The sequence below is a fragment of the Catellatospora sp. KI3 genome (assembly GCF_029948125.1).
GTDB lineage: Bacteria > Actinomycetota > Actinomycetes > Mycobacteriales > Micromonosporaceae > Catellatospora.
Window position 1 is genome coordinate 42,590 of sequence record NZ_JASAMB010000002.1, and the last position, 22,146, is coordinate 64,735.

22 protein-coding genes and 1 pseudogene are annotated in these 22,146 nt (G+C 71.2%); 14 read left to right on the forward strand and 9 right to left on the reverse strand.

All coding sequences use genetic code 11. The annotated features are described in order from the left end of the window. Window positions 1-191 precede the first annotated feature (191 nt). The 4 genes from ngcE (at window position 192) to QEZ54_RS03975 (ending at window position 4,801) form a co-directional block, all read left to right on the forward strand. A complete protein-coding gene (gene ngcE / locus QEZ54_RS03960) occupies window positions 192-1,625 on the forward strand; it encodes an N-acetylglucosamine/diacetylchitobiose ABC transporter substrate-binding protein (protein WP_281303092.1) in 1,434 nt (477 codons plus the stop codon). Between the two features lie 73 nt (window positions 1,626-1,698). Then, the gene (locus QEZ54_RS03965; RefSeq protein ID WP_281303093.1) at window positions 1,699-2,691 is read left to right on the forward strand and encodes a sugar ABC transporter permease; all 993 of its coding nucleotides are present in this window, start codon (window positions 1,699-1,701) and stop codon (window positions 2,689-2,691) included. A 124-nt stretch (window positions 2,692-2,815) separates the two neighbouring features. Continuing rightward, entirely contained in the window at window positions 2,816-3,664 is an 849-nt protein-coding gene (locus QEZ54_RS03970) for a carbohydrate ABC transporter permease (RefSeq protein WP_348650515.1), read from the forward strand. A 306-nt stretch (window positions 3,665-3,970) separates the two neighbouring features. Next, window positions 3,971-4,801: a DUF559 domain-containing protein gene (locus tag QEZ54_RS03975; RefSeq protein ID WP_281303095.1), complete on the forward strand. Its 831-nt coding sequence runs from the start codon at window positions 3,971-3,973 to the stop codon at window positions 4,799-4,801. A 217-nt stretch (window positions 4,802-5,018) separates the two neighbouring features. On the opposite strand, the gene phoU is transcribed toward QEZ54_RS03975, so the two are convergent. Continuing rightward, on the reverse strand, window positions 5,019-5,657 hold the full coding sequence (gene phoU, locus QEZ54_RS03980; RefSeq protein WP_281303096.1) for a phosphate signaling complex protein PhoU: 639 nt from the start codon (window positions 5,655-5,657) through the stop codon (window positions 5,019-5,021). A gap of 238 nt (window positions 5,658-5,895) precedes the next feature. Between phoU and QEZ54_RS03985 the strand changes: the two genes are divergently transcribed. Both QEZ54_RS03985 and QEZ54_RS03990 read left to right on the forward strand, forming a co-directional pair. After that, window positions 5,896-7,200: an ATP-binding protein gene (locus QEZ54_RS03985; RefSeq protein ID WP_281303538.1), complete on the forward strand. Its 1,305-nt coding sequence runs from the start codon at window positions 5,896-5,898 to the stop codon at window positions 7,198-7,200. A gap of 24 nt (window positions 7,201-7,224) precedes the next feature. Continuing rightward, the gene (locus QEZ54_RS03990; protein ID WP_212827902.1) at window positions 7,225-7,908 is read left to right on the forward strand and encodes a response regulator transcription factor; all 684 of its coding nucleotides are present in this window, start codon (window positions 7,225-7,227) and stop codon (window positions 7,906-7,908) included. A gap of 132 nt (window positions 7,909-8,040) precedes the next feature. Here QEZ54_RS03990 and QEZ54_RS03995 read toward each other — a convergent pair whose 3' ends face one another. The 3 genes from QEZ54_RS03995 to QEZ54_RS04005 are packed head-to-tail and all read right to left on the reverse strand — an operon-like array spanning window position 8,041 to window position 9,397. Next, a complete protein-coding gene (locus QEZ54_RS03995) occupies window positions 8,041-8,424 on the reverse strand; it encodes a type II toxin-antitoxin system death-on-curing family toxin (protein ID WP_281303097.1) in 384 nt (127 codons plus the stop codon). Then, entirely contained in the window at window positions 8,421-8,588 is a 168-nt protein-coding gene (locus tag QEZ54_RS04000) for a hypothetical protein (protein ID WP_281303098.1), read from the reverse strand. The genes QEZ54_RS03995 and QEZ54_RS04000 overlap by 4 nt, the downstream gene beginning before the upstream one ends. Beyond that, window positions 8,585-9,397 (reverse strand): hypothetical protein, encoded by an 813-nt coding sequence (locus QEZ54_RS04005; RefSeq protein ID WP_281303099.1) that lies wholly within the window; start codon window positions 9,395-9,397, stop codon window positions 8,585-8,587. The genes QEZ54_RS04000 and QEZ54_RS04005 overlap by 4 nt, the downstream gene beginning before the upstream one ends. 177 nt (window positions 9,398-9,574) lie before the next feature. Here QEZ54_RS04005 and QEZ54_RS04010 point away from each other — a divergent pair, with 177 nt between their 5' ends. Both QEZ54_RS04010 and QEZ54_RS04015 read left to right on the forward strand, forming a co-directional pair. Further along, window positions 9,575-10,501, forward strand: coding sequence for a Ppx/GppA phosphatase family protein (locus tag QEZ54_RS04010; protein WP_281303100.1), 927 nt, complete (start codon window positions 9,575-9,577; stop codon window positions 10,499-10,501). Continuing rightward, window positions 10,501-11,322, forward strand: coding sequence for a sugar phosphate isomerase/epimerase (locus QEZ54_RS04015; RefSeq protein WP_281303539.1), 822 nt, complete (start codon window positions 10,501-10,503; stop codon window positions 11,320-11,322). The genes QEZ54_RS04010 and QEZ54_RS04015 overlap by 1 nt, the downstream gene beginning before the upstream one ends. Before the next feature lie 28 nt (window positions 11,323-11,350). Here the strand turns inward: QEZ54_RS04015 and QEZ54_RS04020 are convergent, their stop codons facing one another. Beyond that, entirely contained in the window at window positions 11,351-11,968 is a 618-nt protein-coding gene (locus tag QEZ54_RS04020; protein ID WP_281303101.1) for a CGNR zinc finger domain-containing protein, read from the reverse strand. A gap of 342 nt (window positions 11,969-12,310) precedes the next feature. Between QEZ54_RS04020 and QEZ54_RS04025 the strand changes: the two genes are divergently transcribed. From QEZ54_RS04025 to QEZ54_RS04050, 6 genes are all read left to right on the forward strand, one after another. Beyond that, complete coding sequence (locus QEZ54_RS04025) at window positions 12,311-13,264, forward strand: proline dehydrogenase family protein (protein ID WP_281303102.1); 954 nt, start codon at window positions 12,311-12,313, stop codon at window positions 13,262-13,264. Between the two features lie 152 nt (window positions 13,265-13,416). Then, a complete protein-coding gene (locus tag QEZ54_RS04030; RefSeq protein ID WP_281303103.1) occupies window positions 13,417-15,135 on the forward strand; it encodes a hypothetical protein in 1,719 nt (572 codons plus the stop codon). Window positions 15,136-15,254: 119 nt separating this feature from the next. Then, window positions 15,255-15,455: a helix-turn-helix domain-containing protein gene (locus QEZ54_RS04035; protein WP_212829236.1), complete on the forward strand. Its 201-nt coding sequence runs from the start codon at window positions 15,255-15,257 to the stop codon at window positions 15,453-15,455. Between the two features lie 97 nt (window positions 15,456-15,552). Continuing rightward, window positions 15,553-15,654: an AURKAIP1/COX24 domain-containing protein gene (locus QEZ54_RS04040; RefSeq protein WP_007465623.1), complete on the forward strand. Its 102-nt coding sequence runs from the start codon at window positions 15,553-15,555 to the stop codon at window positions 15,652-15,654. A gap of 66 nt (window positions 15,655-15,720) precedes the next feature. Continuing rightward, entirely contained in the window at window positions 15,721-16,800 is a 1,080-nt protein-coding gene (locus tag QEZ54_RS04045; protein WP_281303104.1) for an NAD-dependent epimerase/dehydratase family protein, read from the forward strand. Further along, the gene (locus tag QEZ54_RS04050) at window positions 16,797-17,657 is read left to right on the forward strand and encodes a lysophospholipid acyltransferase family protein (RefSeq protein ID WP_281303105.1); all 861 of its coding nucleotides are present in this window, start codon (window positions 16,797-16,799) and stop codon (window positions 17,655-17,657) included. The genes QEZ54_RS04045 and QEZ54_RS04050 overlap by 4 nt, the downstream gene beginning before the upstream one ends. Window positions 17,658-17,660: 3 nt before the next feature. Here the strand turns inward: QEZ54_RS04050 and QEZ54_RS04055 are convergent, their stop codons facing one another. The 4 genes and pseudogenes from QEZ54_RS04055 to QEZ54_RS04070 form a co-directional block, all read right to left on the reverse strand. Continuing rightward, on the reverse strand, window positions 17,661-18,821 hold the full coding sequence (locus QEZ54_RS04055) for a hypothetical protein (protein WP_281303106.1): 1,161 nt from the start codon (window positions 18,819-18,821) through the stop codon (window positions 17,661-17,663). Continuing rightward, the gene (locus QEZ54_RS04060) at window positions 18,818-19,657 is read right to left on the reverse strand and encodes an HAD-IB family hydrolase (protein ID WP_281303540.1); all 840 of its coding nucleotides are present in this window, start codon (window positions 19,655-19,657) and stop codon (window positions 18,818-18,820) included. Before QEZ54_RS04060 ends, QEZ54_RS04055 begins: the two co-directional genes overlap by 4 nt. Window positions 19,658-20,029: 372 nt before the next feature. Next, window positions 20,030-20,869 (reverse strand): annotated as a pseudogene (locus QEZ54_RS04065) (DUF5667 domain-containing protein); the annotation flags it as partial. A gap of 145 nt (window positions 20,870-21,014) precedes the next feature. Beyond that, window positions 21,015-21,944, reverse strand: coding sequence for an ECF subfamily RNA polymerase sigma factor, BldN family (locus QEZ54_RS04070; protein ID WP_281303108.1), 930 nt, complete (start codon window positions 21,942-21,944; stop codon window positions 21,015-21,017). Between the last annotated feature and the right edge of the window lie 202 nt (window positions 21,945-22,146).

The following is a 22,146-nucleotide window of genomic DNA, read 5'->3' on the forward strand; positions in this document are numbered from 1 at the left end:
TTTACAGACTCCGGCGCGGCAGCGCCGGTAGAGGCGGCGACGTCCTGCTCGGACGTGCCGCTGCGGCACCTGGTCACGCCACGCGGCGTGACGTTTCCCGGCGCCCCCGGGGAAGCGCAACACCAGAGCGAAGTGCAGCGACGCGCCGGCTGGACCCGACGCGCCGCCATATCTCGTACGAGGAGATTGTCATGACCGTAACCCCCGACAGCCCGTCGGAGCTGAACCGCCGCACCGTGCTGCGCCGGGCTGCCGCCGCTGGTCTGCTCGCCGCCCCCGCCGCCGGCATCCTGGCCGCCTGCGCCAGCACCGACACCACCGGTGACACCGGTGACAAGGGCGCCACCAGCGAGTCCAACCCGTTCGGCGTCGACCCGGCCAAGCCCGTCGAGGCGGTCGTCTTCGACGGCGGCTTCGGCCAGGAGTACGCCAAGTACTACGCGGCGTCCTACGAGAAGAAGTACTCCGGCTCGAAGGTCGGCATCGTGTGGTCGAAGGAGGTCCAGACGGACCTTCAGCCGCGCTTCGCCGGCAACAACCCGCCGGACGTCATCAACAACTCGTCGCCGAAGACCCTCGGCATCGACGTGCTGGTCGCCAACAGCCAGGTCGAGGACCTGACCCAGCTGTTCGAGGCCGGCAGCGTCGACGACGCGAAGGTCAAGGTCAAGGACACCCTGCTCGCGGGCGTCATCGACGAGGGCCTGTACAACGACAAGCCCTACACCCTGAACGCCGCGTTCACCGTGTACGGCTTCTTCCACGACGCGACCCTGTTCGCGGCCAAGGGCTGGACCGTCCCGAAGACGTGGGAGGAGTTCCTCACCCTGGCCGAGGCCGCCAAGAAGGAGGGCATCGCCGCGTTCACGCACCAGGGCAAGTACCCCTGGTACATGAACAACGTGATCATCGACTGGGTGTGGAAGGTGGGCGGCAAGTCGGCCGTCGTCGCCATCGACAACCTCGAGGCCAACGCGTGGAAGGCCCCCGCCGTCGTCACCGTGATCGACAAGATCAAGGAGATGCTGGACAAGGGCTACGTGCAGCCGGGTGCGGCCCAGCTGGACCACACCACCACCCAGCAGGCCGTCATCGACGGCAAGGCGCTGTTCATCCCGTGCGGCACCTGGCTCGAGGGTGAGATGGCCAAGACCCTCAAGCCGGACACCAAGCTCGAGGTGTCCGCGCAGTGGAGCCTGACCGCGTCCGACGCGAGCCCGTACGGCACCGTGCGTGCCGCCGCGGGTGAGGGCTGGATCGTGCCGTCCGGCGGCAAGAACAAGGCCGGTGGCCTGGAGTTCCTGCGCGTGATGCTGTCGAAGGACAACGCGCGCAAGTTCGCCGAGCTGACCAAGTCGCTGCCGGTCGTCAAGGGCGCCGCGGACGGCCTCACCGGCTCGTCGCAGTTCACCTCGGCGAACAAGGTGCTGGCCGAGGCCGGCGCGAACATCGTCAGCACGAAGTTCGGCGGCTGGTACCCCGACCTGTACAAGGCCTTCGAGGGCGCGATCAGCAACCTCATGTCGGGCAAGGGCGGCTCCGCCGAGTTCACCGACGCGATGCAGAAGGCGGCCGACAAGATCGCGGCCGACCCGAACGTCAAGAAGCAGAAGCGCACCGCCTGATGTTTTGCGGGGCGGAGCCGGTCACCGGCTCCGCCCTACTTCTCCGCTATCGCTCGACCGAAGGACTGCGATCATGAGGCACCGCAGGCTCCCGTTCATCGCGGGCTTCCTAGTTGCCCCGGTAGTGCTCTACCTGGTCTATGTGATCTGGCCGTACCTCCAGACGTTCGGCTACTCGTTCACCGACTGGAACGGCTTCTCGCCGGACATCCCGTACGCGGGGTTCGGCAACTACACGGACCTGTTCAAGGACGAGGTCTTCCTGCGGGCACTGTTCCACAACGTCGTGATCCTGACGGTGTACCCGATCATCACGATCGGCATCGCGCTGTTCTTCGCCTTCATGCTGAACGTCGGCGGCAGCGGCAAGACGGCGGGCGTCACGGGTGTCCGGGGCTCGGCCTTCTACAAGATCGTGTTCTTCTTCCCGCAGGTCCTCTCGATCGCCATCGTCGCGATCATCTGGAGCCGCGTCTTCGAGAGCAGCGCCGACACCGGTCTGCTCAACTCGCTGCTGCTCAAGCTCGGCCTGATCGACCACGACCACCCGAAGCTGTTCCTGGGCGAGACCGACTCGTGGCCCTTCAAGGGCCTCTCCATCGGCGACGACATCACCCTCGACTCGCCGGTCGTGCTCTGGTGCCTCATCGCGGTCGCGGTGTGGGGCGGCGTCGGCTTCTACCTGGTGCTCTTCTCCGCCGGTATGCAGTCGATCCCGCGCGACATCTACGAGGCCGCGCTGCTGGACGGCTCCAGCCGGGTGCAGTCGTTCTTCCAGGTCACGCTGCCGCTGCTGCGCGAGCAGATCTCCGTCGCCTGGGTCTACCTCGGCATCGCCGCGCTCGACTTCTTCCTCCTGGCGTTCGCCCTGCCCAGTGTGGGCGTGCAGGCGAACCACGCCAGCGAGGTCATGAGCACCTGGATGTACTACACGGCGTTCAGCGCCGGCCGGATGGACAAGTTCGGCTACGCCTGCGCCATGGGTATCGCGCTCGCCCTGTTCACGCTGCTGTTCACCATGATCCAGCTGCGGGTCACCCGCAGCCGCGACAAGATCGAGTTCTGAGGGGGCTGTGATGACGACCACGACTACCACCCGGCACACCGCACCCGCGCCGACACCGGCGGCCGCCGCCCCCAAGCAGGCCGACACCGGCGGCAAGGTCCTCGGCGTCTTCTCGCACGGATTCATGATCGTGTGGGCGCTCATGGTGACGGTCCCGCTCGGCTGGGCGGTCATCCAGTCGTTCAAGAGCGACCGGGAGATCCTCACCAAGCCGCTGTCGCTGCCCGCCGACTGGAGCATCGACGCCTTCGGCCGCGCCTGGACCAAGGGCCACATCGGCGAGTACTTCCTCAACACGATCATCGTGATGACGTTCAGCCTCACGCTGACCATGCTGCTCGGCTCGATGGTCGCGTACGTGCTGGCCCGGTACTCCTTCTGGGGCAACCGGATCATCTACTACCTGTTCGTCGTCGGCCTCACCATGCCGATCTTCCTCGGCCTGGTGCCGCTGTACCGCACCGTGCAGAACGTCGCCGCGATCCTGCAGAACGTCACCGGACTGGCGTTCGTCGACTGGATCGGGCTGAACACCTTCGGCGGCCTGGTGCTGGTGTACGTCGCCTACTCGCTGCCGTTCACGGTGTTCTTCATGCACGCGTTCTTCCGTACGCTGCCGACGGCGATCGCCGAGGCGGGCATGGTGGACGGGGCCAGCCACACCAAGCTGTTCTTCAGGATCATGCTGCCGATGGCGAAGCCGGGTCTGATCAGCGTGGGCCTGTTCAACGTCATCGGGCAGTGGAACCAGTTCCTGCTGCCGAAGCTGCTGATGTTCCCGCAGAGCGGGTTCGACAAGGAGCGCTTCGTCATCACGCAGGGGCTGCTGAACCTGGCCAACAACTCGAAGTACGAGACCGACTGGGCACGGCTGTTCGCGGGCATGACGCTGGCGATGCTGCCGATCCTGATCGTGTACCTCGCCTTCAACCGCCAGATCCAAGCGGGCCTGACCAGCGCCACCATCAAGTAACCCCGGCCCTGGCCGGTGACCCGGCAGCCCCGCGTGCCGCGTCCCACACCCCGCCTTATATTGACGCTGGCCTATCTAGAGGACGATTCTTCGAAATCCGTCCACTGGATAGGCCAGCGTCAATGCTAGGTGGATGCCCCGCCTGTGGATGACTCCGCGTGTCGTCCACAGGCGGGGCGTCGTCGTTGGTGCCGGCCGGGGCCCCGGCTCCACGCTCCGCGGGTGAATCCACGACTGCGGAAGCTGATGGAGTATGGCGAAGGCGTCTGCCACCGGCTCGACGCCACGCAGGAAGTGCCGCCCCACGTGGTCGAGTACGCCGTGGCGGCCGGGCAGCTGGCGCGCCCTCTGCCGCGTACGCTGATCGATCCTGGTCTGCTCGGCGAGCACGAAGCGCTCGTGCGGGCGGCGCTCGCGTACTCCCGCGGCCCCGTCGCCGCCAGTCACCTGTCAGCGCTGCGGATCTGGGGACTGCCCGTCCCGCCCTCTCTGACGTGGGTGCACCTCATGACTGACGACCGGCGCCATCTGCGCGGCGTACCCGGTGTCCGGGTGCACCGGCGCGAGGATTTCGCCATCGAGCCGCCGGAGGTGCTGATGCGGCGGCACATCCCGGTGACGAGGGTGGAGTCGGCGATCATCGACAGCTGGCCGCTGCTCGACGGGGACGCCAAGCGCGCACCTGCGATCGTGGCCGTGGCGACACGGCTGACGACGGTCGGTCGGATTCGCGAGGTGTTCGACCGCTTCCCGAGGATCGCGGGGCGGCGCCACCTGGCACGGCTGATCGCCCTGCTGGACGCGGGATGCCGCAGCATGCTCGAGCTGTGGGGGCATGATCATGTGTTCTCAGGTCCGGAGTTCGCCGGACTGCGGTGGCAGGTGCCGGTCCGGATCGGCAAGCGCTGGGTGTACCTGGACGCGCTGGACGAGTCGTCCGGCGTGAACATCGAGCTGGACGGGGCCGCGACGCACGCGAGTGCGCCGGATCGGGAACGGGATCTGCGGCGGGATGCCGCGCTGACGGCTCTCGGGTTCACGGTGGTGCGTTTCACGTCGGCTCGTCTGCGGCGGGAGCCCGCCAGGGTGCGCGCGGAGGTCCGGTCGATCATGGAGGCGCATCGGCGCAGACGGTGACGTGCTGCCGGAGGACGCCAGTGCGTCGGCCTGGGCGATGAACGTGTCCGCGCGGGGGTGCTCGCTTCTGAGCTGCGGCTGGGCCGGTACTTAGCATTGACACTGGCCTATCTGGAAGACGGATTTCGTCGAATCGTGTTCCAGATAGGCCAGTGTCAATAGAAGGCGGGGTGGGGCGGGTGTGCGGGCGGGCGGATGGGTGAAAGTGGGCGGTCGGTCAGGATTCGCCGGTTACGAGGTAGATGACGTGGCGGCCGGCGTTGACGGCGTGGTCGGCGTACCGCTCGTAGAAGCGGGCCAGCAGGGCCGCGTCGACCGCGGCTTCGACGCCGTGCGACCAGTCCGAGCCGAGGAGGGTGGCGAACAGCGCCTTCTCCAGCTCGTCCATGGCGTCGTCGTCGCGCTCCAGCTCGGCGGCGCGCTCGATGTCGCGTGAGGCGAGCACCAGTGTGATCTTGCCCGCAATGCGGTCGGCGATGTTGGCCATCTGGCCGAAGGTGGGGGCCAGCTCGGCCGGTACGCAGACCGCCGGGTAGCGCCGCAGGGCCGCCTTGGCGACGTGCTCGGCGAGGTCGCCCATGCGCTCGAGGTCGGTGCCGATGTGCAGGGAGGTGATGACCATGCGCAGGTCGGAGGCGACCGGGGCCTGCTGCGCGAGCAGGCGCAGCACCTTCTCCTCGACCTGCTTGAACAGGGCGTTGATCTCCTCGTCGCGGCGGACGACCCGCTCCGCACCTTCCTTGTCGGCGCTGAGCAGGGCGGTGGTGGCGGCGCTCATGGCGGTGCGGACCGCTTCGGCCATCGACACCAGCAGGCGGCCGACCTCGAGCAGGTCTGCCCGGAACTCCTCGCGCATGCGTCACTTCCTGAGGTGGGGGCGGGACGGCTGTCCCGGTGTGGTGCGCCCAAGGTAGGTCGCCTACGCGTCCTGAAGGTGAACAATGGTGAACGAGGACGGGCGCACTGGTGAACACTGTGCAACCAATGCCGGTTAAGAACCGTTTAGCCCATCTTTGTACCAGAACGTGAGTCGGAAGTTCTGACCTACGATCGGCATCGTGAAGGCACTGGCTGCGGCTTCGAGCGACGGTTCGATCGGTATCGCGATCGCCGTCGGCGTCGTGCTGGGCCTGCTGGCCGGACTGGCCTGGGCGCAGTACCGCGCGAACAGGCGCCGGGCTTCGGCGGTCAACACGCTCGGCCCGAGCGGCCTGGGCGCGCCGCGGCCGAACGACCCGCTGGCCGGGCTGGGCCGCAAGAGCCTGGACTCGCTGCGGGTCGGGGTGGTGCTGCTTGACGCCGGGGACCAGGTCGTGCTGGCCAACCGTGGTGCCCGCGCCATGGGGCTGCTGCGCGCCAGCGCCATCCCGGGGGCCATCACCGCCCACCCGATCCTGCGTACGCTCGCCGCGCAGGTGCGCCACACCGGCGTGCCGCGGGAGGTCGAGCTGGACCTGCCGCGCGGCCGCGAGCTGGCCGAGTCGCAGTCGCTGGGCGTGCACCTGCGCGCCGTGGCGGTGGGCGGCGGGCTGGTCTGCGTCGAGGCGGCCGACGTCACCGACGCGCACCGGGTCGAGCGGGTGCGCCGCGACTTCGTCGCCAACGTCAGCCACGAGCTGAAGACCCCGATCGGGGCGCTGCAGCTGCTGGCCGAGGCGCTGCTGGACGCGACCGAGCCGCGTACCGAGGATGAGGGCGACGATCCGGTGGCCGCCGCCGCGCAGGCCGCCGAGGACGTTGCGGCCAGCCGCCGGTTCGCCGAGCGGATCCAGCGGGAGAGCACCCGGCTGGGCCGCCTGGTCTCGGAGCTGCTGGAACTGTCGCGCCTGCAGGGTGCCGAGCGGCTGCCCGACCCGGAGCCGGTCGCCGTCGACGCGGTGATCGCCGAGGCGCTGGACCGGGCCCGTACCACCGCGCTGTCGAAGAAGATCGAGCTGGTCGTGGTGGGTACGCGCGGGCTGACCATCTTCGGCAGCGACTCGCAGTTCGCCACCGCGCTGGGCAACCTGGTCGAGAACGCCGTGGCCTACTCCCACGAGGGCGCGGCGGTGATCGTCAGCGCCCTGGCCGAGGGCGACCGGGTCGACATCAGCGTCTCCGACCAGGGCATCGGCATCGGGCCGGAGGACCTGGACCGGGTCTTCGAGCGCTTCTACCGGGCCGACCAGGCCCGCTCGCGCGCCACCGGCGGCACCGGCCTGGGCCTGGCCATCGTCAAGCACATCGCGACCAACCACGGCGGGCGCGTCGACGTGCGCAGCCGCCTGGGCGGCGGCTCCACGTTCACGCTGCGCCTGCCTGCCCGCCCGCCGGAGGCGGTGCTCCCGCAGCCCGCCGACGCCGACCTGACTGCCGCCGTACCCCCTGCAAACCCTGTGCATCCGGCCCCGGCCGGCTGACCAACCTTCGGAAAGGTGGGCCAGATGTCCCGCGTACTGGTCGTGGAGGACGAGGAGTCGTTCTCCGACGCGCTGTCGTACATGCTGCGCAAGGAGGGATTCGAGGTCTCCGTCGCCGCCACCGGCACCGCCGCGCTCACCGAGTTCGACCGGACCGGCGCCGACATCGTGCTGCTGGACCTGATGCTGCCGGAGATGTCGGGCACCGAGGTGTGCCGCCAGCTGCGGCAGCGCTCGCACGTGCCGATCATCATGGTCACCGCGCGCGACAGCGAGATCGACAAGGTGGTCGGTCTGGAGATCGGGGCCGACGACTACGTGACCAAGCCGTACTCGCCGCGCGAGCTCGTCGCCCGCATCCGGGCCGTGCTGCGCCGCCAGGCCGGGGACGTGGTCGAGGTGGCCGGGGGCACGCTGGCGGCCGGACCGGTGCGGATGGACGTCGAGCGGCACGTGGTGACCGTCGAGGGTACGCCGGTGCAGCTGCCGCTCAAGGAGTTCGAGCTGCTGGAGCTGCTGCTGCGCAACGCGGGGCGGGTGCTGACCCGCGGGCAGCTCATCGACCGGGTGTGGGGCGCCGACTACGTCGGCGACACGAAGACGCTGGACGTGCACGTCAAGCGGCTGCGCTCGAAGATCGAGCCGGAGCCGTCGACCCCGCGCTACCTGGTCACCGTCCGGGGCCTGGGCTACAAGTTCGAGCCGTGAGCTGGTGAGGGCGGTGCTGTGCCGCCGCACCTGGCATCGACGCTGGCCTATCTAGAAGACGGATCTCGTGAAATCGTCTTCTAGATAGGCCAGCGTCAATAGAAGGCGGGGCGCCGAAGGCGCAGGGGTGGGTCAGTAGAGGTCGCGGAGGGCGTCGGCGATCTGGTCGATTTCGCGTAGCTCGCCGGTGGAGACCGCGATGACCAGGTCGTACGCCGTGTTCTGGTCCAGTGCGGCTAGACGGCGGCGGGTCACCGCGCCGTTGACGGTCAGGAACGCCGTCGCCGCGATCCAGCCGATGCGCTTGTTGCCGTCCACGAACGGGTGGTTGCGCACCAGCGACTGCAGCAGCGCCGCCGCCTTGGTCCACAGGTCCGGGTACGCGTCGGCGCCGAACACCGTGCTGCGGGGCCGGGCCACCGCCGACTCGACCAGGCCGGGGTCGCGCACGGCGACGCCGAGCCGGGCCGCGATCGCCATGACGTCGGCGTACGACGGGACGTACACCTCGCTCACTGGGCGAGCCGCGCGAGCAGGTCCCCGTGCAGCGCGACGATGTCGTCGACCGCCGCCGCGAACGCCTCGGGCGAGGCGTCCAGGGACGTCTCGGTGACGTCGTCGAGCGCCGCGAGGCGCTCCTCGTCGAGGGGGGCGGGGCGGTGGCGGGTCTCGTCGTTCATGCTTCGAGGCTAGCGCCGGGGGCAACCCCATTGCCCCGCGCGCGGGCGGCGACGGTGGCCGGGTGCTCGGCGACCAGGCCGTGCTTCTCGCGCTGAGCGCACAGCTCGGCGAGGCGGGCGTACGCCTGCTCGCCGATGAGCTCGGTCAGCTCGGGGGCGTAGCTGAGGTACATCGCCTCGGTGCCGGTGTGCGCGTCCGGGGAGGAGGTGCACCACCAGTGCAGTTCGTGGCCGCCCGCGCCCCAGCCGCGCCGGTCGAACTCGCCGACCGAGGAGACCAGGATCTTGGTGTCGTCGGGGCGCTTGGTCCACTGCTGGTCGCGCCGGATGGGCAGCTGCCAGCACACGTCGGGCTTGTAGCGCAGCGGGTGCACCCCGTCGCGCAGTGCCTGGGCGTGCAGCGCGCAGCCGCCGCCGCCCGGGAAGTCGTCGTCGTTGAGGAAGACGCACGGGCCGTGCTCGCCCTGGGTGGCGGTACGCCGGGCGGGCTTCTCGTCGTGCAGTTCGTCGAGCTCGGTCCACTTCTCGAACCCGCGTACGTGGTGCTGCCAGGTGCTGCGGTCCAGCCGCTTCACCGCCGCCTTGACCCGCTTGACGTCGTCGTTGTCGGTGAAGAAGGCGCCGTGCGAGCAGCAGCCCTCCCGCTCGCGGCCGACGATGATGCCCCGGCACGCGCTGCCGAACACGCAGGTCCAGCGGGACAGCAGCCAGGTCAGGTCGGCCCGGATCACGTGCTTGGGGTCGGCCGGATCGGCGAACTCGAGCCATTCGCGCGGGAAGTCCAGCGGGGTCTCGCCCTCGTGCTCCATCCGTCCAGGGTACGGCGGCGCTCGCGGGCGCTGTCCCCGCCGCGCCCGCTTCCGTCCGCCGGTGGTTGCCGTAAAGGAGCGGGACATCGCGCAGCGATGCAGCGACGCGCTGCTGCCGTCGGCTTTCGGGACGGAAGCCCGCGCCCGCGAAGGCGGGCGCCATGACACAGTGGGCGCATGCGGCTCGGGGTGTTGGATGTCGGGAGTAACACGGTCCATCTGCTGGTGGTCGACGCGCACCGGGGGGCGCATCCGTGGCCCGCGCACTCGCAGAAGGAGCGGCTGCGGCTGGCCGAGCAGCTGGGCGAGGCCGGGGAGCTGACCCGGGGCGGGGCGGACGCCCTGGTGAAGGCGTGCGCGGAGGCGAGTCGGGCGGCGAAGGAGCTGGAGGTCGACGAGCTGATGGCGTTCGCGACCTCGGCGGTGCGCGACGCGACGAACTCGGCCGAGGTGCTGCGCCGGGTGCGCGAGGAGACCGGCGTCGAGCTGCGGGTCCTCTCCGGCGAGGACGAGGCCCGGATGACCTTCTTCGCGGTACGACGCTGGTTCGACTGGTCGGCCGGGCGGCTGCTGGTGCTCGACATCGGCGGCGGCTCCCTGGAGATCGCGGCCGGGCTCGACGAGGAGCCCGCCCTGGCCGTGTCGCTGCCACTGGGCGCGGGTCGCCTGACCAGGCGGTTCTTCCGCAACGACCCGCCGACGCCGGCGGAGCTGGCGCAGCTGGAGTCGTACGTGGACGAGCAGTTGCAGCACCGGGAGCTGGCCGCGCTGCGCGGCTGGGGGATGGCCGCGGCGACCTCGAAGACGTTCCGCTCGCTGGCCCGGCTGGCCGGGGCGGCGCCCAGCGGCGACGGCCTGTGGTCGCCGCGCGCGATGACGCGCCAGGGCCTGCACCAGGTGCGGGGCTTCATCCAGCGGATGGCGTCGGGGGCGCTGGCCGAACTGGACGGGGTGAGCGCGAGCCGGGCGCATCAGCTGCTCGCCGGTGCCGTGGTGGCGGAGGCCACCATGCGCCGTCTGGGCATCGACGAGCTGCGGATCTGCCCCTGGGCGCTACGCGAGGGGGTCATCCTCGACCGCTTGGATCAGCTCACCGGCAGGTGATCGGGGCTACCCTGGACAGCGTGTCCATTCCCGTACTGCTGTCCAGTTCGTCCGTTTTTCCCGAGCCGACCGCGGCCGCCTTCGAGCTGGCCGCGTCTTTGGGGTACGACGGCGTCGAGGTGATGGTGTGGACCGACGCGGTCAGCCAGGACGCGGGGGCGCTGCGCGGTCTGTCCCGCCACTACGGCGTGCCCGTGCTCTCGGTGCACGCGCCGTGCCTGCTGGTCACCCAGCGGGTGTGGAGCTCGGACCCGAAGGAGCGGCTGCGGCGCGCGGTGGTGCTCGCCGACACGCTGAGCGCCCCGACGGTGGTGGTGCACCCGCCGTTCACCTGGCAGCGCGACTACGCCCGGCAGTTCGCCGACACCGTGGGCGACCTGGCGCACCGGCACACCGGCATCCGGGTCGCGGTGGAGAACATGTACCCGGTGCGCATGGGCCGCCGCCAGTTCGTGCCGTACGCCCCGGGCTGGGACCCGACCGAGACCGGCTACGACTCGTACACGCTGGATCTGTCGCACTGCGCGGCCTCGCGCTCCAACGCCATGATCATGGCCGACGAGATGGGGGCCGGGCTGGCCCACGTCCACCTCGGCGACGGCACCGGTGAGGGCCGCGACGAGCACCTGGTGCCCGGCCGGGGCGGGCAGCCGTGCGGGGCGCTGCTGCGCTCGCTGGCCGGACGCGGCTTCACCGGTTCGGTGGCGCTGGAGGTGGCGACCCGCAAGGCCGGCAGCCGCGCCGAGCGCGAAGCCGACCTGGCGGAGTCACTGGAGTTCGCCCGCAAGCACCTCAGCCCGGCCGTCACCACCCCCGCGTGACCACCCAGGCGGTGACCGCCGACAGGCTTCAGGGACGGGAGCCCGCGCCCGCGAAGGCGGGCGCCGGAGACTCAGCCCGCTCGGCGGGCTGGGGGAGGCGGGCGACGGGGGCCGCCGGGGCGGCGGCGCTGGCGGCCTTCTTGCGGGCGCGGTGCGCCGCCACATGCGAGCGGGTGGCGCAGCGCTCGGAGCAGAAGCGGCGGCAGTTGTTGGACGAGGTGTCCAGGTAGACGTTGCCGCAGCGGTCGTCGGCGCAGACGCCGAAGCGGGCGCTGCCGTACTCGCACAGCCACACCGACAGGCCCCAGACGGCGCCGGCCAGGTATTCGGCGCTGACCGCCGAGCCGCGGCTGGTCACGTGGATGTGCCAGTTGCCGGACTCGTGGCCGGAGATGCGCGGGTGCACCGGGTGCGCCTCGAGCATCGAGTTCAGCTCGTTGACGGCCTCGCGCTCGCGGCCCGCGGCGCCGTGCTCGAACACCTCGCGCAGCCGCCGCTGCGCCTTGCGGAAGACCTGCAGGTCACGGTCGGTGGCGTCTTCGCACATCCAGTCCGGGCCGGGCAGCATGGCGCGGAGCTGGATGAGGTCGTCCAGCGGCGCGTTGATGAGATCAACAGCCGTTCGGGCGTACGCATCGAAGTTCACCCGACAAAGGTAGAGCACCCGCGCCGATTGTGCAGTGTCAACATAAGCCGGGGTCCGACGGGGGTGACGGAGCGTGATCATGCTGGTGCGCTCGGGCGATGGCGGCGCCACGGACGGTGGTCGGACCGGCCGTCGGCGGGCCGTCGCGGAACGGCGGCGAGGCATGCGCTCCGAGTCGGGCACAGTCCTTTCGCAACGGCCACGGTCCGTGACGCGCGGGCGCGGGGCAGTGACGATCGGCACAGCCACCGCGCCGAACCGCAAGACATAGAAGGGTGTTCTTGTATACAGAGTCAGGTGGTCGGCGCGGAGCGGTGGCCGCAGGGGAGTTACGCTGCCCTCATGCTTCGCTCCGTGATCCTTGCCGCCGCTCGCTCCCACAAGGTGGAGCGGCTCGTGGAGACCGCTCCGGTCAGCCGTGATGTGGTCAAGCGCTTCGTCGCCGGCACCGGCACCCCAGAGGCCCTCGACACCACGGCGGAACTCGCCGACCAGGGGCTGTGCGTCACGCTCGACAACCTCGGCGAGGACACGCTGACCCCGGAGCAGGCCGAGGCCACCAAGCAGGCGTACCTGGAGCTGCTGAAGGCGCTGGGCGGGGCGGGCCTGACCACCGACCGGGCGCCGACCGGGGCGCAGACGATCGCCACGGCCGAGGTGAGCCTGAAGCTGTCCGCGCTGGGGCAGGCCTTCGACGAGCAGCTGGCCGAGCGCAACGCGCGCGAGATCTGCGAGGCCGCGGCGGCGGTGGGTACGACGGTCACCCTCGACATGGAGGACCACACCACCACCGACTCGACTTTGGACATCCTGTCCCGGCTGCGCCGCGACTACCCGGCCACCGGGGCGGTGCTGCAGGCGTACCTGCGGCGCACCGAGGGCGACTGCCGGGAGCTGGCCACCGCCGGGTCGCGGGTGCGCCTGTGCAAGGGGGCGTACAAGGAGCCCGAGCACGTGGCGTACCAGGCGACGCTGGAGGTCGACAAGTCGTACGTGCGGTGCATGAACATCCTGATGGCGGGCGAGGGCTACCCGATGCTGGCCACGCACGACCCGCGGCTGATCGCGATCGGGCAGGACCGGGCGCGCTGGTTCGACCGCGCCCCGAGCCAGTTCGAGTTCCAGATGCTGTACGGCATCCGCCCCGACGAGCAGCAGCGCCTGGCCCGCCTCGGGCACACCGTCCGCGTCTACGTTCCCTACGGCACGCAGTGGTACGGCTACCTCATGCGACGGCTCGCCGAGCGCCCCGCCAACCTGGGCTTCTTCGCCCGCGCCCTGGTGTCGAAGAAGTAACTGATCGGCTGATCATCGCTGCTTGACCGCGCACGGTAGCGTCCACGGGCGTGCAGCCCGAGGACGCGACTTCTTCGTATCAACCGCCCGTCCCCGACGAATCGGAAACGCGGCACCTGCCCCTGGACGGGGAGGAGCCCACTCCCAACGCCGTGATCGCCGCCGCCCAGGCGCCGGTCGTGCCCGTCCAGTACGTCCCGCAGGACCCGGCCGTGCCGCCGGCGCCGCAGCAGGCCGAACCGGCGGCGCCCGCGTACGGCCAGCCGGTGTACCCGCAGCAGCCCTACGGGCAGCCGACGTACCCGCAGCCGGGCTACGGGCAGCCGGTGTATCCGCAGCAGCCGTACGGGCAGCCCGGTTACGGCCAGCCGGCCGCGCCGGAGTATCCGACCCAGCAGATCCCGACCCAGCAGGTTCCGGGCCAGCAGCTTCCGAGCCAGCCGCTGTCGGGACCGGGCGCCGCGGGGGCGCCCGGTCAGCCGGTGACGCAGCCCTGGCCGTACCCCCAGCAGGCGCCGCAGCCGATCGCGTGGCCGCCGCAGTCCTTCCCGGGCGCGGCCCCCGGCCAGTGGCACGCGCCGGTGCCGCCGCCGCGCAAGAAGCGCGGCAAGCTGATCGCGATCGTCGCGGTGGTGCTGGCGCTGGTCTGCCTCGGCGCGGGCACGCTGGTCGTCATCGGCGTGCCGTGGCTGGTCAAGCAGGCCGGGGGCGAGCCGAGCGCGAGTCCGAGCGGGGTGCGCAGCCCGAAGCCGGGCGATCCGTCGAGCGTGGCCCGGGCCTGGGCGACCGACAAGATCCGCAAGGCGCTGGGCAAGCAGGACGCCGCCCTGCTCAAGGGCGACGAGGCGGGCTACCTGAGCGTCATCGACCCGGCCGCGACCGACGCCTACGAGAACCTGCGGCGGCAGTACCGCTCGCTGCAGGCGATGCAGGTCTCCGGCATGATCGACGAAGCGGGCACGGTGTACCCGGCGGGGTCGACCGACGGCGAGTGGCGGGCCGAGGTCACCACCCAGACCTGCTTCGGGACCGGGCACTGCGCGGAGGCCAAGGCAAAGTCGGAGACCCGCTGGCGGATCGAGAACGACCAGGCCGTGATCGTGGGCTGGGAGCCGCGCGCCAGCAACCCCTCGCCGTTCCCGTGGCAGGTCAGCGAGCTGGTGTCCCGCTCCGGTGAGCGCACCGTGGTGGCGACCACCAAGGCGTACGCGTCGAAGCTGCCGGTGCTGCTGCGCGAGGCGGAGAAGGCGGCGCTGGTCGCCGACCGGTTCACCCAGCCCGACATCAAGCCGGGCCGCTACATCGTCTACTACGCGGGCAAGCGCGAGTGGAAGAGCTGGTTCGACTGGAACCCGCCGGACTGGGCCGGCGGCGTGGCGATCGACGTGAGCCCGGTCCGCTATGAGCTGGTGCTCAACGCGGACACCCTGCAGCCGAGCTACCTGGACAACATCCTGCGCCACGAGCTGACCCACGCCTCGACCCTGCCGGGCGAGTACAGCGACCGCGACGACCTGTGGTGGATGATCGAGGGCATCGCCGAGGTGGCCGAGATGTCCGGGCTGCCGATCAAGCAGTACGGCGGCCTGTCCGAGGTCAAGCGGTACATCAAGACCTGGGACGGCAACGTCGAGGTGGACCCGCCGGGCGACAGCACCGCCGAGTGGATCGTCGGCGCCCGCTACGGCATCGGCTTCCTGGCCCTGCGCCACGTCAGCGAGAAGTACGGCGAGAAGAAGCTGGTCGAGTTCTTCCACACCGTCGTGCACGACGGGGAGTCGTTCGACGCGGCCGCGAAGAGCGTGCTGGGCACGTCCTGGTCGGTGCTGGAGAAGGAGTGCACGGCGTACATCAAGCGCAATGCACGCTGATCTTGACGAAAGCCTCGCATCGGTAACAACCGTCCCGGTACCGTACTCAATACACAGGAAGCCACGGCCGCGACACATCCAGCAGCGGCCGCCCTGTGCCAGAGGAGGTGGGGCTGGTCATGATCGGATCAGCGCGACAGGACGCTCGGCTGGCGGAAGTCAGGTTCCTCACCGTCGCCGAGGTGGCCACGCTCATGCGGGTGTCGAAGATGACCGTCTACCGGCTGGTGCACTCCGGCGAGCTGTCGGCGGTCCGCGTGGGCAGGTCGTTCCGGGTGCCGGAGCAGGCGGTTCAGGAGTATCTGCGCGCGGCGCTGTGATCGTCCGCGCTCAGGCACAACCCCCTGGACGTGCAACTGCGGCTGCTCGGCTACCCTGAACGGGTTCCACCACCGTCAACGTCGAGAGGGATGCCGTATGGGCTCCGTGGTCAAGAAGCGCCGCAAGCGCATGGCGAAGAAGAAGCACCGCAAGCTGCTGCGCAAGACCCGCGTTCAGCGTCGTCGTCTCGGCAAGTAGTGCGTCTGCCCGGGCTGTGACCGATCCGGCTGGGCATCGAACTTCGCCGTCCCGGGGAGGCGCGTCATGACCGCGGTAGACACCGGCACCGCCGGAGACCGTGTGCGCGCACCCCGGGTCGTCATCGTCACCGGCATCAGCCGGTTCCTCGGGGCGACCATCGCCGCGCGGCTGGCCGCCACCCCCGGGGTGGTCCGCGTCATCGGCGTGGACCGCGCCGACCCGCCCGGCGAGCTGCGACCGCTGCTGCGCGGGGTCCGGGTGCACCGCATCGACCTGGCCGAGGGCGCGGACGAGCTGGTCGAGCTGGGCGCCGAGGCGCTGGTGCACCTGGCCGTGGTCTCCTCGCCCGACGGCAGGGGCGGCCGGGCGGCCATGAAGGACCAGAACGTCATCGGCACCATGCAGCTGCTAGCCGCGTGCCAGCAGATGCCGTCGCTGCGGCGGCTGGTGCTGCGCTCCTCGACCGCCGCGTACGGCGCCTCGTTCCGCGATCCGGCGGTGTTCACCGAGGAGACCGAGCCCAGGGCCACCCCGCGCGGCGGCTACGCCCGCGACATCCTCGACATCGAGGGCTACGTGCGGGGCTTCCGCCGCCGCAACCCCCGGGTGACCACCACCGTCCTGCGCTTCACCCCGTTCGTCGGGCCGCAGCCGGACACCGGCCTGCTCCAGCTGCTCGCGCAGCCGGTGGTGCCGACCGTGCTCGGCCGTGATCCGAGGCTGCAGTTCATCCACGTCGACGACGCGCTGGAGCTGCTCTACCGCTCGGTGGTCGAGGACCACCAGGGCGTGTTCAACGTCGCCGGGCCGGGCACCATCACCCTGTCCCAGGCCATCCGCCGGCTCGGCCGGATCGCGCTGCCGGTGCCCGAGGGCATCCTGCAGGCCGCCGCCGTCTACGGCCGGGGCGTCAACGGGCTGCGCAGCCTCGACCAGGTCGACCTGTTCGTGCACGGCCGGGTGGTCGACACCGCCCGCCTGACCGAGCGGTACGGCTTCACGCCCCGCGCCACCGCCGAGGCCTTCGACGACTTCGTCCGCGCCCAGCGCGGCGACGCCGTGCTCACCCCGGGCCGGCTCGCCGAGACGGAGCGGCGGATGCTGGAGATGATCCGCACCGTGCGCGCCGGGAGGGTGTCGTGACCGTGCCTGAGCTCGCCGACGAGTTCGACAACAAGGTCGCCTCCGGCCTGGCCTTCCTGCGCCGCCGCCTGTCCGGGCAGTACCGGGTGGACGAGTTCGGGTTCGACCCGGAGCTGACCGAGCAGGTGTTCCAGCCTGTGCTGCGGCTGCTCTACCGCGACTGGTTCCGCACCGAGGTGCTCGACGTCAAGAACCTGCCCGCGCAGGGCGGCGCGCTCGTCGTCGGCAACCACTCCGGCACCATCGCGCTGGACGCGCTGATGCTGACCATGGCCTGCCACGACGAGCACCCGGCCCGCCGCCACCTGCGGCTGCTCGGCGCCGACTTCGTGTTCAAGCTGCCGTTCGTGTCGGAGCTGGCCCGCAAGTCCGGCGCCACGCTGGCCTGCAACCCCGACGTGGAGCGGTTGCTGGAGGCCGACGAGCTGGTCGGCGTCTTCCCGGAGGGGTTCAAGGGCGTCGGCAAGAAGTTCACCGACCGGTACAAGCTGCAGCGCTTCGGCCGGGGCGGGTTCGTGTCGGCGGCGCTGCGCACCCGCCGGCCGATCGTGCCGGTCGCGATCGTCGGCGCCGAGGAGATCTACCCGCTGCTCGGCGACGTCAAGCCGCTGGCCCGGCTGATCGGCGCGCCCTACTTCCCGATCACGCCGACGTTCCCGTGGCTGGGGCCGCTGGGGCTGGTGCCGCTGCCGAGCAAGTGGCTGATCCGGTTCGGCGAGCCGATCGACACCGAGCCGTACGCCGACCGCGCCGACGACCCCGCCGCCGTGTTCAACCTCGCCGACCACGTGCGCGAGACGATCCAGGGCATGCTGCACGAGCTGCTGGAGCTGCGGCCCGACGCGTTCGGGCCGTAGCCGCTACAGCGCCAGCGCGCGCAGGTCCAGCACGTGCCAGGCGAGGGTCTCGTTGTCGCCGGTGGACCACCACAGGATGCCGTCGCGCGCCACCACCTGGTTGGCGACCGGGGCGACCCGGGACAGCTTGGCCGTCTTCAGGTCGTACAGCAGCAGCTCGGTGGCGGAGTAGTCGCTGGCGGCGCGGGAGTAGACCTCGTACCGGTCCAGCATGGCGATGTCGGTGACCGCGGCGGCGACGCTGCCCGCGGCGGTGCGCACCGCGCCGGTGCCGTCCGGCCGCCGCAGCTCGATCGTGGTGGTCGCGTCGTCGCTGCCGATGGTGCTCGAGCGGCACCAGGCGGGCGAGCAGGACAGCATCTCGCCGCTGCGCGCGGCCACCGTGGTCTCGGCCCCGCCGACCAGGTCGCGCAGCCGCACGGGGGTGCCGTCGGCGGTGTCCTCGCTGACCAGCCAGGGCCAGGCGCTGATCGACCAGGCGCCGGGCACCTCGCGGTGCTGCGGCTTGCCGCCCGCCAGCGGCATGGTGAACACCGCGGACACGTCGGGCTTGCCGATGTCGGAGATCCAGCTCAGCTGCCCGTCGTGCAGGCTCAGGTCGCCCTGCTTGTCGAACAGGACCACGTTGCCGGTGTCGGCGGTCAGCTCGCGGGCCGCCCCGGCGGCCACCGCCGCCGCCATCACCCGGGTGTGCGCGGCGCCGTCGGAGTCGGAGGTCAGCTCCAGCCAGGCCAGGGTGGTGCCGTCGGTGGTGAACCCGGCGAACTCGGGGGCCCGCTCGCGCGGGACCGTCGCCAGCACCCGCTGCTGACCGGCGTTGAGCAGCAGCAACCGGACGGCGGCCTCGTCGGGCGTGGGCGCGGTGCCCACCGACCGCTGCGCGTCCAGGAAGTACACCGGCGTGTACGGCGCACCGTCGGGCAGCGTGCCCGGCAGCCCCGTCAGCGCCCCGCCCGCCACCAGCTCGGCGGCGCCGTCCCTGGCCCGGTCCGGATCACCGGAGCCCGGGTCGAGCAGCAGCAGCGCCCCGGCGGCGCCCAGCGCCGCCACCAGCGCGACGGCCCCGAGGACCGCCCGCCTGGACGGCCCGGACCGGCCCTTCGTCGACTCCCCGTCGGCGGCGCCCGTGCCCGCCTGCCGCAGCCCCCCGCTGTCGCCGGTCACAGTGCCTTCTTCCTCCGCCTGCTCAGAGCCATGCCGCCGACCACGGCGCCGGCCACCATGCCCGCGCCCAGCACCACCGGCACGGCCACCTTGGCGGCGTTGCGGCCGCTGCGGAAGTCGCGCACCTCCCAGCCCTGGCTGCGGGCCATCCGGCGCAGCGCGCTGTCCGGGTTCACGGCCACCGCCCGGCCGACCGTGGTCAGCATCGGCACGTCGTTGATCGAGTCGCTGTACGCCGTACAGCGGGAAAGGTCCAGTCCTTCGGCCGCGGCCAGCGCCTCGACCGCGTTGGCCTTGTTCGGCCCGTGCATCATCTCGCCCACCAGCCGCCCGGTGTAGGCGCCGTCGCGGATCTCGGCGACCGTGCCCAGCGCGCCGGTCAGCCCCAGCCGGGTCGCGATGACCCGCCCCAGCTCGACCGGGGCGGCGGTGACCAGCCATACCCGCTGACCCGCGGCCAGGTGCGCGTCGGCCAGCGCCCGGGTGCCCGACCAGATCCGGTCGGCCATCAGCTCGTCGAAGATCTCCTCGCTGAGCCGCTGCATCTCCTCGACCTGCCAGCCCTTGACGAACGACAGCGCCGCCTCGCGGGCCCGGTCCATGTCCCCGGCGTGCTCGGCGGCCAGCAGCCGGAAGCGGGCCTGGCTGATGGCGAACCGGGCCAGGTCGATGGTGGTGAAGTAGCGCCGGGCGGCCAGGCCGCGGGCGAAGTAGTACAGCGAGGCGCCCTGCATCATCGTGTTGTCGACGTCGAAGAACGCGGCGCCGGTGCGGTCGGCGGCGGGCTGCGCGGTCGGCGCCAGCTCGGCGGCGGCCAGCGGCGGCTGGGCCACCATCACCGCCTCATCGAGCGGGGCTGACCTCTGCCTGCGCGCCATCGGATCTCCTCTGCCGTTGCCCGCAACTTCCTGCGAGCCTTCTCACAGCCTAGGGGCGCGATGCCCGTTCGGCATCGCGCCCCAGTTCCGTGCGGTGACGCCCGATCAGCCGAGCAGGCCCCCGAGGATGCGGCCCAGCTCGTCGAGCAGGCCCTCCTCCTGCGGTGCCGGCGTCTGCTCCCCGGTCGGGGCCGGGGACGCGCTCGCCGACGGGGCCGGGGAGGTCGACGGGTTCGGCCCGTTGCCGGCGGGCTTGCCCTTGTTCTCCTCGACCGGCTGCTGCGGCTGCTCCTGCCGGCTCGGCTGCTGCGGCTGCGTGCTGACGTTGGCGCAGGTGCCGGGCACCGCCCCCAGCTTGTCGCTGCCGACCGAGGCCGCGCCGCAGGCCATCGCCGTACGGGCGTCGGCCGAGCGCTGCTCGATCTGGTCGAGCAGGCGCAGCGAGTCGGTGACCTTGTCGCGGCCGGCGCCGGTGGCGTCGTCGAGCAGCTGCGCCACGAGCATCCGCTGGTCGGTGACGAACCGGTCCACCGCGTCCAGCGAGCCGGTGTCCCGGCGCTCGATCGCGGAGGTGAGCAGCATCTTGATGCCCTGCCGGGTGTCGCCGTCCATGTCCCGCAGCGCGTCGACGAAGCCGGTGGCCCGGCGTACGGCGTGCGCCTCCTGCAGACGGGTGCGGGCGAACTCGAGGTAGAGGCGGCCGCGGCTGAGGTCGGAGCCGGCCAGGGCCAGCTGTGCCTTCTCCGTCGAGCGCTTCACCCCGTACAGCGTGTCGCCGGGCATCGCGTCACCGCTCGCCACCGACACGCCGGACAGGGCCAGCGTGCCGGCGGCGATACCGACCACGATCGCGCCCCGGGCGCGGGCCCGCCCAGTGGTGCGCGCCGGCCAACCGGCCGTGGAGCGCCGGTCCTCCGTCTCGGGTCGGGCGGTGACGCCGATGCCCTCCCGCTGCGCGGTGGCGATCAGCTGAGCGCGGAGATCGCGCTTGAACGAGGCGTCGGGCGTGCCGGGCAGCGTGACTGTCTGCAGCTGCTGACCGACCGCCACCAGCTCGGTGAGCTGGTCGTCGACGCGGGAACGAGTGTGGTGACGGCGACCGCCGTTGGCCTCGTCGAGTAGCTGGGCGAAGCGCTCGGCGCGCCGGCGATCGAACAGGGAGGTGTTCACCGCGGGCACCCCCCTTCGCTGGTCGCGGTGACTGAAACGGCGAGGGCGGTGGAGAATGCCGCTCGCACCCGGTCAAACGCGATCAGGGCACGATCAGTTACGCCCACCGCGGCCGAGCCACCGCAGAGAGTGATGTGAATCACGTTCACGGCTGGAAACCCTCCGGGAGCAGTCGGGCCAGGGCGCGCACCGCGCGGTACTGCAGCGCCTTGATCGCGCCCTCGTTCTTGCCCATCGCCTGCGCGGTCTCGGCGACCGAGAAGCCCTGCAGGAACCGCAGCACGATGCACTCCTGCTGCTCGGGGTTGAGCTGCTTGACCGCCGTCAGCAGCGCCACGTTGGTGATGTGGTCCACCACCGCCGTCTCGGGGCTGCCCTCCGGGCCGCGGTCCTCGCGGTCGGCGTCGAGCACGTCGCCGGTGGTGACCTCCAGCCGGTACCGGCCGGACTTGAAGTGGTCGGCGACCAGGTTGCGCGCGATGGTCACCAGCCACGCGCCCAGGTCGCGGCCCTGCCAGGTGAAGCTGCTGATGCGCTTGAGCGCGCGCAGGAACGTGTCGGAGGTCAGGTCCTCGGCCAGCGGCCGGTTGCCGACACGGAAGTAGATGAACCGGAAGACGGTGTCGACGTACCGGTCGTAGATGAGGCCGAAGGCCTCCGCGTCGCCCTGCTGGGCCCGCTCGACCAGCGTCCACACCTCGTGCGCGGCGTCGCTGGGGTCGGGCCGGTCCGGGTAGACCGGGCCGCCGCCACCGGTGCCCTGCTCCTCGACCGAGGGCAGCAGCGCGGTGTCGCCGTCGGACGCGCCGGCCCCGTGCGGGCCGCTCTGCGTGGGCATGCCGGCCCGGCCGCCGACGCGGCCGCCGACCGGCTTGGTGCCCGGCGGCTGGTGCCGGGTCGCGGCGTCGTTGGTCTGCCGGGTACGGATGCGCTGGGTCCCGCCGTCGCCACGTACCGCGGTGGCGAGCATCTCGTTGAGCGAGGTACGGAGCGCCGACAGGCCATCGGTCAGGGCTCGGCGGGCCGCCGCCACCTCGCTGGTGATCAGCTCGTCGCCGTAGAACAGAGAACTCATCCCGCCACCTCCGCGTGCCCCCAGTCCGATACGCCCCGGGCTGCGGGCGGCCGCGAGCGGCTACCGGCATACCGGGCAATCTCCACCATAAGCCGCTGAACACTCCCAGGGCACGTGTTCAGTGCGATAACCGGCACAAAGGCCTCCTCTGGCTGAGGGGTGTCGACTCATGGCAAAACGGGCGAGTCGACCCTGGTGATGA